This window comes from Myceligenerans cantabricum (assembly GCF_054777735.1).
The window spans coordinates 258,819-273,714 of record NZ_BAAHAJ010000004.1; the positions used below are offsets into that span (position 1 = coordinate 258,819).

General features: G+C 70.5%; 12 protein-coding genes and 1 tRNA gene. 5 read left to right on the top strand and 8 right to left on the bottom strand.

What is annotated here, in order from left to right; genetic code table 11:
* Positions 1 to 73: 73 nt before the first annotated feature.
* Positions 74 to 1,075, top strand: coding sequence for a LysR family transcriptional regulator (locus tag ACYU96_RS03550; protein WP_460749120.1), 1,002 nt, complete (start codon positions 74 to 76; stop codon positions 1,073 to 1,075).
* Here ACYU96_RS03550 and ACYU96_RS03555 read toward each other — a convergent pair.
* Entirely contained in the window at positions 1,042 to 2,535 is a 1,494-nt protein-coding gene (locus ACYU96_RS03555; RefSeq protein ID WP_460749122.1) for a helix-turn-helix domain-containing protein, read from the bottom strand. The two genes, ACYU96_RS03550 and ACYU96_RS03555, sit on opposite strands and share 34 nt — an antisense overlap.
* Positions 2,536 to 2,677: 142 nt before the next feature.
* Here ACYU96_RS03555 and aceA point away from each other — a divergent pair, with 142 nt between their 5' ends.
* Both aceA and aceB read left to right on the top strand, forming a co-directional pair.
* A complete protein-coding gene (gene aceA / locus ACYU96_RS03560; protein ID WP_460749124.1) occupies positions 2,678 to 4,054 on the top strand; it encodes an isocitrate lyase in 1,377 nt (458 codons plus the stop codon).
* A gap of 176 nt (positions 4,055 to 4,230) precedes the next feature.
* Positions 4,231 to 5,958, top strand: a complete 1,728-nt coding sequence (gene aceB / locus ACYU96_RS03565) for a malate synthase A (RefSeq protein ID WP_460749126.1) — start codon at positions 4,231 to 4,233, stop codon at positions 5,956 to 5,958.
* Positions 5,959 to 6,088: 130 nt separating this feature from the next.
* Here aceB and ACYU96_RS03570 read toward each other — a convergent pair whose 3' ends face one another.
* Entirely contained in the window at positions 6,089 to 7,015 is a 927-nt protein-coding gene (locus ACYU96_RS03570) for an NAD-dependent epimerase/dehydratase family protein (RefSeq protein ID WP_460749128.1), read from the bottom strand.
* A 141-nt stretch (positions 7,016 to 7,156) separates the two neighbouring features.
* On the opposite strand from ACYU96_RS03570, the gene ACYU96_RS03575 reads away from it, so the two are divergent.
* Positions 7,157 to 7,873, top strand: coding sequence for a TetR/AcrR family transcriptional regulator (locus tag ACYU96_RS03575; RefSeq protein ID WP_460749129.1), 717 nt, complete (start codon positions 7,157 to 7,159; stop codon positions 7,871 to 7,873).
* Positions 7,874 to 7,897: 24 nt separating this feature from the next.
* Here ACYU96_RS03575 and lysA read toward each other — a convergent pair whose 3' ends face one another.
* Together lysA and argS are read right to left on the bottom strand one after the other, a co-directional pair.
* On the bottom strand, positions 7,898 to 9,307 hold the full coding sequence (gene lysA, locus ACYU96_RS03580; protein ID WP_460749666.1) for a diaminopimelate decarboxylase: 1,410 nt from the start codon (positions 9,305 to 9,307) through the stop codon (positions 7,898 to 7,900).
* Positions 9,308 to 9,399: 92 nt separating this feature from the next.
* Entirely contained in the window at positions 9,400 to 11,061 is a 1,662-nt protein-coding gene (argS, locus tag ACYU96_RS03585) for an arginine--tRNA ligase (protein WP_460749131.1), read from the bottom strand.
* Positions 11,062 to 11,225: 164 nt separating this feature from the next.
* On the opposite strand from argS, the gene ACYU96_RS03590 reads away from it, so the two are divergent.
* A tRNA-Arg gene (locus ACYU96_RS03590) sits at positions 11,226 to 11,298 on the top strand.
* A gap of 284 nt (positions 11,299 to 11,582) precedes the next feature.
* Here the strand turns inward: ACYU96_RS03590 and ACYU96_RS03595 are convergent.
* The 4 genes from ACYU96_RS03595 to ACYU96_RS03610 form a co-directional block, all read right to left on the bottom strand.
* A complete protein-coding gene (locus ACYU96_RS03595; RefSeq protein ID WP_460749133.1) occupies positions 11,583 to 12,518 on the bottom strand; it encodes a hypothetical protein in 936 nt (311 codons plus the stop codon).
* Positions 12,515 to 13,126, bottom strand: a complete 612-nt coding sequence (locus ACYU96_RS03600) for a DUF6932 family protein (protein WP_460749134.1) — start codon at positions 13,124 to 13,126, stop codon at positions 12,515 to 12,517. Before ACYU96_RS03600 ends, ACYU96_RS03595 begins: the two co-directional genes overlap by 4 nt.
* Positions 13,127 to 13,446: 320 nt before the next feature.
* Entirely contained in the window at positions 13,447 to 14,604 is a 1,158-nt protein-coding gene (locus ACYU96_RS03605) for a site-specific integrase (protein ID WP_460749136.1), read from the bottom strand.
* On the bottom strand, positions 14,601 to 14,813 hold the full coding sequence (locus ACYU96_RS03610; protein ID WP_460749137.1) for a helix-turn-helix domain-containing protein: 213 nt from the start codon (positions 14,811 to 14,813) through the stop codon (positions 14,601 to 14,603). The genes ACYU96_RS03605 and ACYU96_RS03610 overlap by 4 nt, the downstream gene beginning before the upstream one ends.
* Positions 14,814 to 14,896 lie beyond the last annotated feature (83 nt).

Consider the following 14,896-nt stretch of genomic DNA (forward strand, 5'->3'; position numbering starts at 1 on the left):
CCGATGTGCGCGCAACGCTCATGTCGGCACACGCGGTGAACGCAGATGCACACCGGCGGGTAGTGTGGCGGCCGTGCCGTCGTCGAACACGTCCCCCAGCGGTCCGGGCAGCGCCCCGCAGCCCTCGCCCGAGCACCTGCTCGTGCTGCTGGAGGTGGCCCGTTCCGGGCGGTACACGACCGCGGCGCAGGCACTGGGGCTCACCCACACCACCGTGGCCAGGAACATCGCGGCGCTGAACCGCTCGCTCGGCGGGCGGGTGCTGGTGCGCGGCGCGGACGGGTGGGAGCTGACGGCGCTCGGCGAGCGCGCGGCGCGAGCCGCCGAAGGCGTGGCCGAGGCGATGACGACGCTGACCGACGGCGAGTCCGCGACGGACCGCGTGACCGGCGTCGTCCGGATGACGACGACGGACGGGTTCGCCGCGTACCTCGCCTCCCCCGCCGTGGCGCGGCTGCGGGACGACCATCCGGATCTGTCGGTCGAGATCGTCACGGTCACGCGCCGCGCCGCGCAGCACCGGTCGGGGGTGGACATCGAGGTGGTGGTCGGCACGCCCCAGGTGAACCGGGGGCGCGCGGTCCGCCTGACCGAGTACGAGCTCGGGCTCTACGGCGCGCGCGACTACCTGGCGCGGCACGGCACGCCGTCGTCGGTCGCCGAGGCGTCCCGGTACCACCTCGTCTACTTCGTGGACTCGATGCTCCAGGTCGACGACCTCGACGTGCCACGGCGCCTGCTGCCCGGCATCCAGGACGCCCTGACCTCGACCAACGTCTTCGTCCACGTCGAGGCGACCCGCGCTGGGGCGGGCCTGGGGTTCCTGCCGTGCTTCATGGCGGACCGCCACCCGGACCTGGTGCGCCTCCTGCCGGACGAGGTGCGCGACCGGCTGCCGTACTTCGCCGTCGTCCACCCCGAGTCATGGCGCCGCCCGGCGGTCGCGGCAGTCGTGGACGCCCTCCACGCGGAAGCCGCCCGGCAACGGCAGGCACTCCTGGGCACGGCACCGGATCGCCCACCCGCCGGGGCCGCCGGTGATCATGCCGGGGCGTGGCGGTCCAGGAAGGAGTAGACCTCGCGCGTCTCGACGCCCGGGAAGGCGCCCGCCGGCATCGCCGCGAGCATCGAGGCGTGGGGACGCGCGGAGGGCCAGGCGTAGTCCTCCCACTTCTCGGCCAGGTCCGACGGCGGCCTGCGGCAGCAGGACTCGTCGGGGCAGCGGGACTGGTCGCGGTGCGTGGTCTCGCGCCCGGCGAACCACTTGACGTGCGCGAACGGCACGCCCACCGACACCGAGAACGCCCCGTCCTGCGTGTTCTCCACCCGCGAGGTGCACCAGTAGGTGCCCGACGGCGTGTCCGTGTACTGCGCGTACGGGTTGAACTTGTCCTCCACCCCGAAGACCACGCGTGCGGTCCACTTGCGGCACACGTGCTGTCCCTCGACCGCTCCCAGCGGGTCGGCGGGGAAGCTCACGCCGTCGTTCTCGTACGCCTTGTGCAGGATCCCCGACTCGTGGACCTTCATGAAGTGCACCGGGATGCCGAGGTGCTTGGTCGCGAGGTTCGTGAACCGGTGGGCGGCGGTCTCGAAGGAGACGGCGAACGCGTCGCGCAGGTCCTCGATGGCGATGGTCTTGGTGTCCTTCGCCTCGCGCAGGAACCGCACGCCCGCCTTCTCGGGCACGAGCAGCGCCGCGGCCAGGTAGTTCGCCTCGACGCGCTGGCGCAGGAACTCCCCGTAGTCGTGCGGCTCGGTGTGCCCGAGGATGTGCGAGGCGAGCGCCTGCAGCATGGCCGACCGCGTGTTCGACCGGCCGCGCGGCCCGCTCGCCGGCAGGTACAGGCGGTGGTTGCGGTTGTCGATCACCGACCTCGTGGAGTGCGGCAGGTCCGGCACGTAGTGCAGCGTGAAGCCGAGGTTCTCGGCGATCTCGGCGGCGATCCGCTGCGGCAGCGGCCCGCCGGTGTGCCCGACGTCGTCCAGCAGCTCGCGCGCCACCTGCTCCAGCTCGGGGATGTAGTTGTCGGACGCGCGCATCTCCGCCCGCAGCTCCGCGTTGGCCCGGCGCGCCTCCTCCGGCGTGAGGGCGCGCTCGGCGTGCAGCCGTTCGAGCTCGCGGTTCAGCCCGAGGATGGTGCGGAGCGCGTCGTCGGCCAGCGACTTGCCGATCCGCACCCCGTTCAGGCCGAGGGCGGCGAAGAGCGGCCCGCGCTGCACGCGGTCCAGCTCGATCTCGAGGGCGTCGCGTTCCGACGGCGGCGTGGGATCGAGCAGGTCGTCGACGCCGGCGCCCAGTGCCCGCGCGAGAGCCTGCAGCTGGGAGAACTTCGGCTCCCGCTTCCCGTTCTCCAACGCGCTGACCTGCGACGGCGCACGACCGATCGCTGCGGCGAGCTCCTCCAGCCTCATCCCCTGCCGCGTGCGCAGGAAGCGCACCTGGCGGCCGATGGTCAGCGCGTCGGGCTCCGCCTCCGGAGGGCTGGCGAGAGCATTTCGCTCGGTTCCGCGTTTCGGCGTCGTCGTGGGCATATCTGAGGGTGACACATCGGAATCGTTCCGTCGAGCAGAAGTTCGCAGGAATTTCTTCCGGGTTCCAGTAGATCCGGAGCGATTCGATGACAGAAGGTCGAATCAGTTCCCAGCGAAGAGCGCAAACCAGGAGGTACCCGCCATGACCGCTCCGACCATCGTCACCCGCCGATCCCTTCCGAGGGCCGCGAGCCCTCAGACCGCCGACGGCGCCCCCGCCGAGTCGTCCGGCACCACCCGCCCGGGCGACCAGGTGACCACCGCCGCGGCCCTGGCCGAGAGCTGGGCGAACGATCCCCGCTGGGCCGGTATCGACCGGACCTTCAGCGCGGAGGACGTCGTCGCGCTGCGCGGGTCGGTCGGCGAGGAGCACACGCTGGCCCGCCGGGGTGCCGAGCGCCTGTGGAAGCAGCTCCACGAGGAGGACTTCGTCAACGCGCTCGGCGCGCTGACCGGCAACCAGGCGGTGCAGCAGGTCAAGGCGGGTCTGCAGGCGATCTACCTCTCGGGCTGGCAGGTTGCCGGCGACGCGAACCTCGCGGGCCAGACCTACCCCGACCAGTCGCTCTACCCGGCCAACTCCGTGCCGGCCGTGGTGCGCCGCATCAACAACGCGCTGCTGCGCGCCGACCAGATCGACATCGCGGAGAACGGTGCGGCCACGCGCGACTGGCTCGCCCCGATCGTCGCCGACGCCGAGGCCGGGTTCGGCGGCCCGCTCAACGCGTACGAGCTGATGAAGTCCATGATCACCTCCGGCGCGGCCGGCGTGCACTGGGAGGACCAGCTCGCGTCGGAGAAGAAGTGCGGCCACCTGGGCGGCAAGGTGCTGATCCCCACCCAGCAGCACGTCCGCACGCTCAACGCGGCCCGGCTCGCGGCCGACGTCGCCGACGTGCCGTCCGTGGTCATCGCGCGCACGGATGCCGAGGCCGCCACGCTCATCACGTCCGACGTCGACGAGCGGGACCGCCCGTTCATCACCGGCGAGCGCACCGCCGAGGGCTTCTACAAGGTGACCAACGGCATCGAGCCGTGCATCGCCCGCGCCAAGGCGTACGCCCCGTACTCCGACCTCATCTGGATGGAGACCGGCACACCGGACCTGGAGCTGGCCCGGAAGTTCGCCGAGGCCGTCAAGGCGGACTTCCCGGACCAGATGCTGAGCTACAACTGCTCGCCGTCGTTCAACTGGAAGAAGCACCTCGACGACGACACGATCGCCAAGTTCCAGCGCGAGCTCGGCGCGATGGGCTTCACGTTCCAGTTCATCACCCTGGCCGGCTTCCACGCGCTGAACTACTCGATGTTCGACCTGGCGCACGGCTACGCCCGCGAGCAGATGACCGCCTACGTGGAGCTCCAGGAGAAGGAGTTCGCCGCCGAGGAGCGCGGCTACACCGCGACGAAGCACCAGCGCGAGGTCGGCACCGGTTACTTCGACCGCGTGTCGACGGCCCTCAACCCGGACTCGGCCACGACGGCGATGGCGAACTCCACGGAGTCGGCCCAGTTCTGACCGGCCCCGCGCCGGCACCGTCCCCCCGTCCGCCGACGGCGACCGCCCCGCTCCCGGGTGGCCGCCAGGCCCGCAGACCGCCGAGGTAGTGGGTCCTCCCCCGAACCCACTACCTCGGTCGCACCACCACCTCGGCCGTACCCGAGACGGACAGCCCCACGTCCTGGAGGACTGACATGACCAGCACGATCGACACCCCCGCCCCGCGCACCGCGACTGCGCACACGGTCGCGACGTCTGGCCCCTCCGACGTCGTCCCCCGCGGCGTCGTGCGCGTGACCGCCAGGGTCGGCGAGCGCTACGGCGAGATCCTCACCCCCGAGGCCCTCGACTTCCTGGCGCTGCTGCACGACCGGTTCGGCGGCCACCGGCACCGCATCCTCGCCGAGCGCGAGCACCGGCGTGAGGAGATCTCCGCGGGCAAGGACCCGGACTTCCGGGCCGCGTCGCGGCCCGTGCGCGACGACCCGGCCTGGCGCGTGGCGGGTTCGGCGGGCGCGCCGGGCCTGGAGGACCGCCGGGTCGAGATCACCGGGCCCACCGACCCGAAGACGGCGATCAACGCGCTCAACTCGCACGCCCGGGTCTGGCTGGCCGACGCCGAGGACGCCTCCTCCCCCACGTGGCCGAACGTCATCGAGGGACAGCTCTCGCTGCACGACGCGATCCGCGGGACGCTGGAGCACACCAACGCCGCGGGCAAGCACTACGCGCTGCGGTCGCCGCACCTCACCGACCTGCCGACGATCGTGTTCCGCCCGCGCGGCTGGCACCTGGTCGAGAAGCACCTGCGCTACACGGGGGCCGACGGCGTCACCACCTGCACGTCGGGCGCGCTGGTGGACTTCGGCCTCTACCTCTTCCACAACGCCGCGGAGCTGGTCGCGCGCGGCCGCGGGCCGTACTTCTACCTGCCGAAGCTGGAGAGCTCCCGCGAGGCACGCCTGTGGAACCAGGTGTTCGAGGTCGCCCAGGAGGCGCTCGGCATCCCGCGCGGCACGATCCGCGCCACGGTGCTGATCGAGACCCTGCCCGCCGCGTTCGAGATGGAGGAGATCCTCTACGAGCTGCGCGACCACTGCGCCGGGCTGAACGCCGGGCGCTGGGACTACCTGTTCAGCGTCATCAAGTGCTTCCGCTCACGGGGCGAGTCCTACGTGCTCCCGGACCGCGCCGACGTCCCGATGACCGCGCCGTTCATGCGCGCCTACACCGAGCTGCTCGTGTCGACCTGCCACAAGCGGGGCGCGCACGCCATCGGCGGGATGAGCGCGTTCATCCCGGTCCGGAAGGACCCCGAGGTGACCCGGCGCGCGTTCGAGAAGGTCGCGGCCGACAAGCGTCGCGAGGCCGGCGACGGGTTCGACGGCACATGGGTGGCGCACCCCGACCTGATCCCGGTCGCGGGCGCCGAGTTCGACGCCGTCCTCGCGGACGCACCGAACCAGGTCGCCCGGCTGCGCGACGACGTGCGGGTGGATCAGCACGACCTGCTCGACGTCGCCTCGGTCCGCCGGTCCGGCGCCACCATCACCTCCGACGGGCTGCGCGCCAACGTGTCTGTCGCGATCCGTTACATCGACTCGTGGCTGCGGGGCACGGGCGCGGCGGCGCTCGACAACCTCATGGAGGACGCCGCCACCGCGGAGATCTCGCGCTCGCAGGTCTGGCAGTGGGTCGCGGCCGGCACGCGGACCGCCGACGACGGCCGGCTCGTCACCCGCGGCCGCGTCGAGGCACTCATCCTCGACGTGCTCGCCGACCTCCCCCGTCCGCACGAACACCGCCTCGACGACGCGGCAGCCGTCTTCCGCGCCGTGGCCCTGAGCGACGACTTCCCGTCGTTCCTCACCCTCGGCGCGTACTCCCAGTTCCTGGTGGGCTCCACGGCAGACCAGCCGTGAGGATCACCAGGCGGCACCCGCTGGATCTCTGAGGCAGACAGAACAACGGGTGCCAACCGCCGCCCCGGCCGGTCTCATCACCTCCCGAGACCGGCCGGGGCGGCGTCGTGCCGTCGCGCACCACCGTCGGTCACTGGCGCGCGGTGCGGCGGCAGACCTCGTCCCACGGCGTCGGCTCGATGCCGAGCTGCTTCCTGGCGGCCGTGTCGTCCAGGACGTACGGGCGCTCGAACTGGTAGATCATCTCGCGCAGCTCCCGCATCATCGGCGACACCAGCGCGACCCCTGCCAGAACGGGCCCGCGCAGCGTCCGGATGCGTACCGGCTGATGACCGGCGGTGGCCAGGACGTCGGTCAGCGCCTGGCGCTGGGTCACCGGGGCGTTGCTGGGCACGTGCCAGATGCGCCCGTGCGCCGCGGGCTCCCCGGCGGCGGCGATGATCGTGCGGGCGACGTCCTGCACGTCGGTGAACGTGTGCGGCTGGTCGACGCGGCCCATCATCGTCACGGTCCTGCCGCGCAGCGCGTCCGGGACCACGCGAGAGATGTGGCCGTTCGCGCCGACGCCGGGACCCATGTAGTCGGCGCCGCGCACCTCGACGGTGCGGATGCGCCCGGCGCGGTGCGCCGCGAGCGCGTCCGCCCAGAGCCGCGCACGCAGCCGCCCCTTGTGGTCGGTCGCGGCATCGGGCAGGTCCTCGGTCATGGGGCCGTCGACCGGGCCGTACGGGTAGAGCGTCCCGGTGATCGCGTAGACGGCGCCGGTCCGCTCGACGGCGGTCAGGAACGACGCGGCCAGCGGCGGCCAGGTGCGCTCCCACTGCGTGTAGTCACCGGGGTTGACGCAGTTGTAGAGCGTCACGGCGCCCTCGGCGGCGCGGGAGAGCGCGTCGGGGTCGGCGGCGTCCACGGCGACGTGCTCGACGCCGGCGATCCCGGTGTCGCGGCCGGAGCGGGTGGCGACGGTGACGCGCGACCCGCGCTCGGCGAGCTGCTGGGCGACGTGCCGGCCGACGGGGCCGGCGCCGAGGACGAGGTGGTGGTCGGTGGTGTTCATCGGAGGACTCCTGGGAAGAGAGATCGGGCGTCGCAAACAAGAGCATCGCTCTCGTTTCGAGAAGCATGACACGGCTCCCGCTCACGATCAAGAGCGGTGCTCTCCTTTGCGTGCAGCGCTCTCTCCTGAGACGCTGTGTGCATGAACGCACCCCGCACGGCGCGCGCTCTCGCCCGTGAGACGCTGACGCGGCAGATCCTTGAGGCCGCACGGGCACGGCTGCACTCCGACGGTCCGGCGGCGCTCTCCCTGCGCGCCGTCGCGCGGGACGTCGGCATGGTGTCGTCCGCCGTCTACCGGTACTTCCCGAGCCGCGACGCGCTCCTGACGAAGCTGCTCATCGACTCCTACGGGGAGCTCGGGGAGGCCGTCGAGCAGGCCGAGGGCGCCGTCGCGCGGGACGACACCGGCGGCCGCTGGCTCGCCGCCTGCCGCGCGCTGCACGCCTGGTGCGTGGCGCGGCCCGGCGACTTCGCCCTCCTGTACGGCACACCGATCCCCGGCTATGCCGCGCCGCAGGACACGGTGGAGCCGGCCACCCGCGTCATCCGGGTGCTGGCGGGGATCGTCGGGGACGCGTACGCGGCCGGCGCACGGCCGGTCCCCGCACCCGACGGCGCCGACGCGGGAGACATCGTCACCGGCGCCCGGGACTTCGTCATCCGGCACGGCCTCGTCCCCGAGGACATCGGCTCCGAGGCGGTGGTCCGCACGCTCATGGCCTGGAGCGAGCTGTTCGGGACGGTGTCGTTCGAGCTGTTCGGACACCTCGTCGGGTCGGTCGACGACGCCGGGCGCTGGTTCGACCACGTCGCCGGCCGCCTGGCCGCGGACCTGGGGATCCCGGCGCCCGCCTGACCGCCCCGCCCGGGCGGTCCCGGGCTACCCCTGGTCCAGCCCCAGCAGGTCGTCCTCGGTCTCGCGGCGAACCAGGACGCGGGACGCCCCGTCGCGGACCGCCACGACCGGCGGGCGGAGCAGCATGTTGTAGTTCGACGCCATGGACCGGCCGTACGCGCCCGTCGCCGCGACCGCGAGCAGGTCTCCCGCGCGCACGTCGCCGGGCAGCAGCACCCGGTGCACGACGATGTCGCCGGACTCGCAGTGCTTCCCGACCACGCGCGCCAGCACGGGCTCCGCCGGGGAGGCCCGCCCGACGACCTCCGCGTGATAGTCCGCCCCGTACAGCGCGGGCCGGATGTTGTCGCTCATGCCGCCGTCGACGGAGACGTACAGCCGGGTGAACGGCTCGCCGTCGTCCCCGCCCACCGTCACGGGCTTCACGGTGCCGACCGTGTACAGCGTCATCCCCGCCGGACCGACGATCGCCCGGCCCGGCTCGATCGAGAACCGCGGCAGCGGCGTCCCGAGCGCGGCGGCGACGTCGGCCACCGACGTCGCGACGTCCTTGGCGACCCGCTCCGGGTCCAGCGCGACCTCGCCCGGCAGGTAGGCGATGCCGTACCCGCCGCCCAGGTCCACCTCGTCGACCAGCACGCCGGTCCTCGCGGCCAGCTCCGCGCGCAGCTCCAGCACGGCACGGGCCGCGGCCTCGAACCCGTCCGGGTCGAGGATCTGCGAGCCGATGTGCGAGTGGATGCCGAGCAGCCGCAGGCTCGGCCGTTCCAGGATCCGCAGCAGAGTGGTCATGGCGGGGCTGTCGCCCTCCGGCGGCGCCGCGATCGACAGCCCGAACTTCTGGTCCTCGTGCGCGGTCGAGATGTACTCGTGCCCGCCCGCGTGCACGCCCGTGGTCACGCGCACCATGACCGGCGCGACGACGCCGCGCTCGGCCGCGAGCGCCGCGACCCGGTCGATCTCGGCGAGCGAGTCGACGATGATCCGGCCCACCCCGTTCTCGAAGGCGCGCAGGATCTCGGCGTCCGACTTGTTGTTGCCGTGCAGCCCGATCGCCTCACCGGGCACGCCGGCCCGCAGCGCGACGGCCAGCTCGCCGCCCGAGGCGGTGTCGACCCGCAGCCCTTCCTCACGAGCCCACCGCGCGACCGCCACCGTGAGCAGCGCCTTGCCCGCGTAGTACACGTCCACGCCGGTCCCCACGGCGGCGAACGCCGCCTCGAAGGCGGTCCGGTAGGCCCGGGCGCGGGCCCGGAAGTCCGCCTCGTCGACGACGTACGACGGCGTGCCGTGGTCTGCCGCGAGCTCGGCGACGCGGACCCCCGCGACCTGTACCGCGCCGTCGTCGCCCCGGCGGACACCGCTGGACCACGGCGTGCCCGCCGAGCCGGCCGGGAGGGCGGTGGAGTCGGGCTGCCCGGCCGTGACCGCCATCGTGCCGGAGTCATTCGTCTCGCCCGCGCCGCCCGCGAGCGTCGTCGTACCCGGTCCTTCGAGCGCACCGCCCGCGGCGGGTCCCGCGCCCGTCACATCCGCTCCGGGGCGCTCACGCCCAGCAGGTCCAGGCCGTTGGCCAGGACCGTGCGGACGGCATCGTTCAGCCAGAGGCGGGTGCGGTGCTCGTCCGTCACCTCTTCGTCCGGGTACGGGTTGGCGCGCAGCTTGGCGTCGTCGTTGTACCAGGAGTGGTAGTTGCCGGCGAGGGCCTCCAGGTAGCGGGCGACGCGGTGCGGCTCGCGCAGCTCGGCGGCCCGGGCGACGATCCGCGGGTACTCGGTGAGGCGGCCGATCAGCGCGGACTCCGACTCGTGGTCCAGCAGCGACGGGTCGAAGGCGTCCTCGAGACGCACGCCGCGCTCGGCGGCGTTCCGGTCCACGGCGCAGGTGCGCGAGTGCGCGTACTGCACGTAGAACACGGGGTTGTCGTTGGTCTGCTTGAGCATGTCCTCGCCCTGGAGCTCCAGCGGCGTGTCCGCCGGGTAGCGCGAGAGGGAGTAGCGCACGGCGTCGCGCCCGATCCAGTCGACCAGGTCGCGCAGCTCGATGATGTTGCCCGCGCGCTTGGACAGCTTGGCGCCGCCGACGTTGACGAGCTGGCCGATCAGCACCTCGATGTTCTGCTGCGGGTCGTCGCCGGCGCAGGCCGCGATGGCCTTGAGGCGGTTGATGTAGCCGTGGTGGTCGGCGCCGAGCAGGTAGATCTTGCCGGGGAACCCGCGGTCCTTCTTGGACAGGTAGTAGGCGGCGTCGGCGGCGAAGTAGGTGGGCTCGCCGTTCGCGCGGATGAGGACGCGGTCCTTGTCGTCCGTGAAGTCGGTGGTGCGCAGCCAGACGGCGCCGTCCGCGTCGAACACGTGGCCCTGCTCCCGCAGCCGGTCCACCGCCTGCTCGACGGCGCCCGACTCGTGCAGCGCGCGCTCGGAGAACCACACGTCGAAGTGCACGCCGAAGCCCTCCAGCACCTCGCGGATCTCCGCGAGCTGGACCTGGTACCCCTCCTCGCGCGCGACGGCGACCGCCTCCCGCTCGGGGAGGTCCGTCAGGTCGGGCCGCGCCTCCAGCACCTTGGCGGCGAGCTCCTTGACGTACTCGCCCCGGTAGCCGCCCTCGGGGACCTCTCCCCCGGTCGCCCGGGCGAGGATCGACGCGCCGAACCGGTCCATCTGGGCTCCGGCGTCGTTGATGTAGTACTCGGCGGTGACGTCCGCGCCGGCCGCCCGCAGGATCCGGGCCATGGAGTCGCCGAGCGCCGCCCAGCGGGTGTGGCCGATGTGCAGCGGGCCGGTCGGGTTCGCGCTGATGTACTCGAGGTCGATGATCTGGCCGGCGAGCGTGTCCGTGCGCCCGTAGGCCGCGCCGGCCTCGACGACGGTGCGGGCCAGCTCGCCGGCGGCACCGGCGTCGAGCGTGATGTTCAGGAAGCCCGGCCCGGCGACGTCGACCGACTTGATCCCCGCGTGCTCCCCCAGCCGCGCGGCCAGGTCCTCCGCCAGTGCCCGGGGCGTGGTGCCGGCCTTCTTGGCGAGCTGGAGCGCGACGTTCGTGGCCCAGTCGCCGTGCTCTCGCTGCCGCGGTCGCTCCACGTGCACCGACGCGGGGATCGCATCGGCAGAGAGCTGGAGGGTGCCGTCGGCCACAGCCGCGGCAAGGGCAGCGCTGAGCGCTCCGGAGAGCTCGGTAGGGGTCACACGACGATTCTACGGGCGAGCCCTGATACGAAGCCCGCCGTTTCCACAGGCCGGGAAGCGCGCACGACGCTCGTCACAGTTATCGATGCACGTCCCCAGCCCCTCACCTGGTAGTCTCGTTTCGGCCGTCACGGAAGCGAGACATCGCTCCCCGCATCGGTCCCGCGCCTGTAGCTCAGTGGATAGAGCGTCTGCCTCCGGAGCAGAAGGTCGGGGGTTCGAATCCCTTCAGGCGCACCCGCGAGAACAGGCCGTGACCAGCGATTTCGCCGGTCACGGCCTGTCTTGTTCGCCGTCGTGGTGACCTTCGTTCGGTCGTTGCTGGCCTAACTGCTGGCCTACGTGCCTTGAGCGCGTCGCCCGTCGGACGCTCTCCGTCTTGGAGCACTGACAGTGCCACCACCTCGACCAGCAGGTCCGACCACCGCCTAGATGGGCAGGACAGTTAACCTGCCGACTGAGCTGACGCACGCGGCGCGCCCCGCCCGACGGAGAATCACTCCGGGCTCGACATCCGAAGATCAGCTCGAGTCCTCGTCGAGGCCTAGTTCGTCTGTACTGTAGATGCGCCGAATGAATTCATATCGACGCTTCGTCTCACGACCCAGTTGGTCCCGCTCAAGCTGCTCTTCGATCAGCATATGGACCGTGTCTCCAAGGGACAGCCTCAAATCCAAGAGTGTGTCACGTTCTACGTGAACGTCATAGGACGGACTTCTCCGCGCAGACCCTGATTTGATTTTCACATAGCCGGATTCACGCAGTTCCACAACACGCCCACTGACCGGAGTCTCAGTGGTCTTGGGTGAGACCTGCTTGAGGCGGCGCAAATATCCGCGACCAGCGCTAGTCAGCCGCGCCGTTGATCGGTTTCCGCTCATGGAACTCCACAGAAACTCGGCTTCGAGATCATGCTCGTCAAGGGTGTCGGAGACCATCTCCAGGCCCTTCACGTAGCGCGTAAAGCCTCGCAGGTCCGCGGCCTCTTCGGTCGCCTCTACCACCTTTATCAAGGTTCGACCGATGTCGTCTGCGGCTGTGGCGCTCACAGGTGCCTCGGGATCGTCAAGGACGAGATCAGGCTCGTCGCCCTCGCTATCGTCTGCCAACGAGATTGGCACCGGGCGAAGGTAGAGAACCGTACTGCCGGTCCCAACGCCCTCAAGGCCCATGTTTACGGAACGCGCATCTTGAAAGATCCGGCTTATCCCGTCAAGTATTGGCGCAAGCTGCAAATCAAGGAGGCCGCGCCGCGCAGCACCTCCCATTAAGCGGACGGCGAGCTGCTCGGTGAAAGAGGCACCCGGGTTGAATTCTCGAATTGCATCCAGATAGTTCTGCCGCTCTTCGATTTCGAGCGCCAAACCCTCGGTTGGGCCAGAATCCTCCGACTCGCCCCATTCTTGAAGCTCTTCTTGGTGCTTCTCCAAGAGATAGCGCCGCACTGACGAGGTCACAGTTCCACCTCCAGGTAGCCGCGCCGCGTAGCCGCCGACGCGACCGTCGGACTCAGTGTCGCGCCATCACCGGTCGGCCGACACCTCTGCCACCAGTCATCGTAGGCCCCGCGAGCCTGAAGATACTCTCGATCATCATCCGCCAACAAATGCGGCTGAAAAATATTGGGAAGCGGTCGATGGAGGACTTTTAGCGGGGATACTCCGAACTCTTGCTTTACCGACTTACGGTGAAAAGCCTTGGAGATCCAGCCCGCCCGCTCCTTCCCTTTCAACGCGTTGCGTACGTGTGCATCGAGGAACACGGTCAGGTCGATGTTGTCCGGGTCTCGCTTCGTGCTAACGAAGCTGCCGGCCAGCCACAAGTACAGCAGCAGGGGACGGTCGCCTAGGTAACTCGCATGCAATGCCTCAAGATCGGCGAAGCGGGCAACATAGCGCTCCAGACCAAGCCACAACTGCGCGCGAGTCTCCGACCCCGTAAAGCGTGGAGCTTCCACGAGCTCAGCACGCGCTTCTTCGAACCCAAGGCGCGTGCGCCCTGGGGGCGGGAACCCGGTCTCAGAATCAAACCTCAGCACGATTGAGATTCCAATTGCGATACGCACGCGGCATAGTCGCGAATCTACCGATCCGAGCAGCAAGGCGCTACAGCCTGGCAAGGTTTCACCCAGACGAGAAGCCGACATCACTCCGAGGCCTCCATGTCTCCGAACGCGCGTGTTCTCATATATGGTAGTCACTTCCCAAGGCCCTTGGAAGCCCTCTGTTCTGGATCGCGAGGACCACGGACTCATGGGGGCTGGCCATGAGTCGAGGCTCGGAGCAGTACGGCGCATCGCTTCAGGAGCCAGAAGCTGAGCCGTGACCAGCGCGAATGCTGGTCACGGCCTCCGGCCCTGGCAACCCGCCTGCAGTCGCTGCTTGCCTACACCTCCTTGAGGACGTCGTCCATCGCGCGCGCTCCGTTCTGGAGCACCGGCCGCAGCTCGTGCCGGTAGACGCCCTCCGTTGTCGCGATGTCGCTGTGACCGACGAGCCGCGACACCTCCTCGATCGGCATCTCGTTCTGCGAGAGCAGCGACACGAACGTGTGCCGCATGTCGCGCGGGGTCCACTCCCCCGGCGTGATGCCCGGCACGTCGCGGAGCGCGATCCGGAAGTCACGCCGGACGTTGTCCGCGTTGAGTTCTGTTCCCGCTCCCGTCGTGAAGACCAGATCCGGACTCGGCCAGGCGTCCCCCATCGCCCGCCGGCGGTCGTCCTGCCACGCCCATTGGCGGTTGAGCGCCCGCACGGCGAGGCTCGGCAGCGCCAGCGTGCGGCGCGACTTCTCTGTCTTGGTGTCGCCGTCCTCGCGCACGGAGCGCCAGACCCACACGTGCGGCACGGGAGTCAGGTGGACGTGATCCCAGCGCAGCGCCCGCGCTTCCTCGGTCCGTAGACCCACCGTGAGCGAAACGACGATGTAGGGGTACATCCAGTGCTCACGAGCCGATGGGCTGTTGAGGATCGCGCGCACCTGGTCCAGCATGAACGACCTCGACTCGCGACCCGTGCGGCCCTTCGGGGGCTGGACCAGAGTCGTGACGTTTCGCTCCGCGAGGCCGAGCGTCACGGCCCGGTCGATCGACCTACGGAGTACCGAGAGGATCTGCTTCAGTGCGGAGCGCCCGAGGTTCGGTGCGAGCTCGTGCATCCACTTCTCGACCTCGACGGGCCGCAGATCCTTGATTCGGCGCCCGCCCAGGTGGGGCTTGATGTGGTGCTCGTAGAAGTCACGGTTGTTCCGCACCGTCTTCGGACCGACCTCCGTGCGGCTGTACGTCAGCCAGTCCTCGACGGCCTGCCCGACGGTGTAGCGGTCCGAGCCCTTGACCATGCCGGCCTCGTACTGGCGAACGCGCTCGTTGACTGCCTTCAGTGCTGCGGCCTCGGTCTTGCCCGAAGCTGTCTTGCGGATCTCGTCTCCCTTGCCGTCGTACCCGACGACCTTCTCCGCGATGTACCGGCGCCGCTTCTCGTTCCAATACACGCTGCCCTCCCCACGGGGGCGCCGGCCCTTGATGTCGTTGGTGTCGGTCATGCTGCGCTCCTGAGAGATTCGACGTACTCGGTCAGTGCGGGGACAGGGACCAGGCGCCGGGCGCCGATCTTCACCGTGCGGAGCGCTCCGCAACGGATCAGGGCGTAGGTCTGTGTGCGCGACAGGCGCAGTGCCTCGGCGGCTTCCTCGACGCGGTAGAGGACGGGGACGACGGCGGTGGCGGGGCCGGTGTCGGTCGGCGTACTCATGGCGGTGTCTCCTTGCATGGGCAGGCGGGGTGCCGTCCCAGCCGTCCCGCCGTCCCACGGGCGCGTTTGCGCAGGTGGGAGGC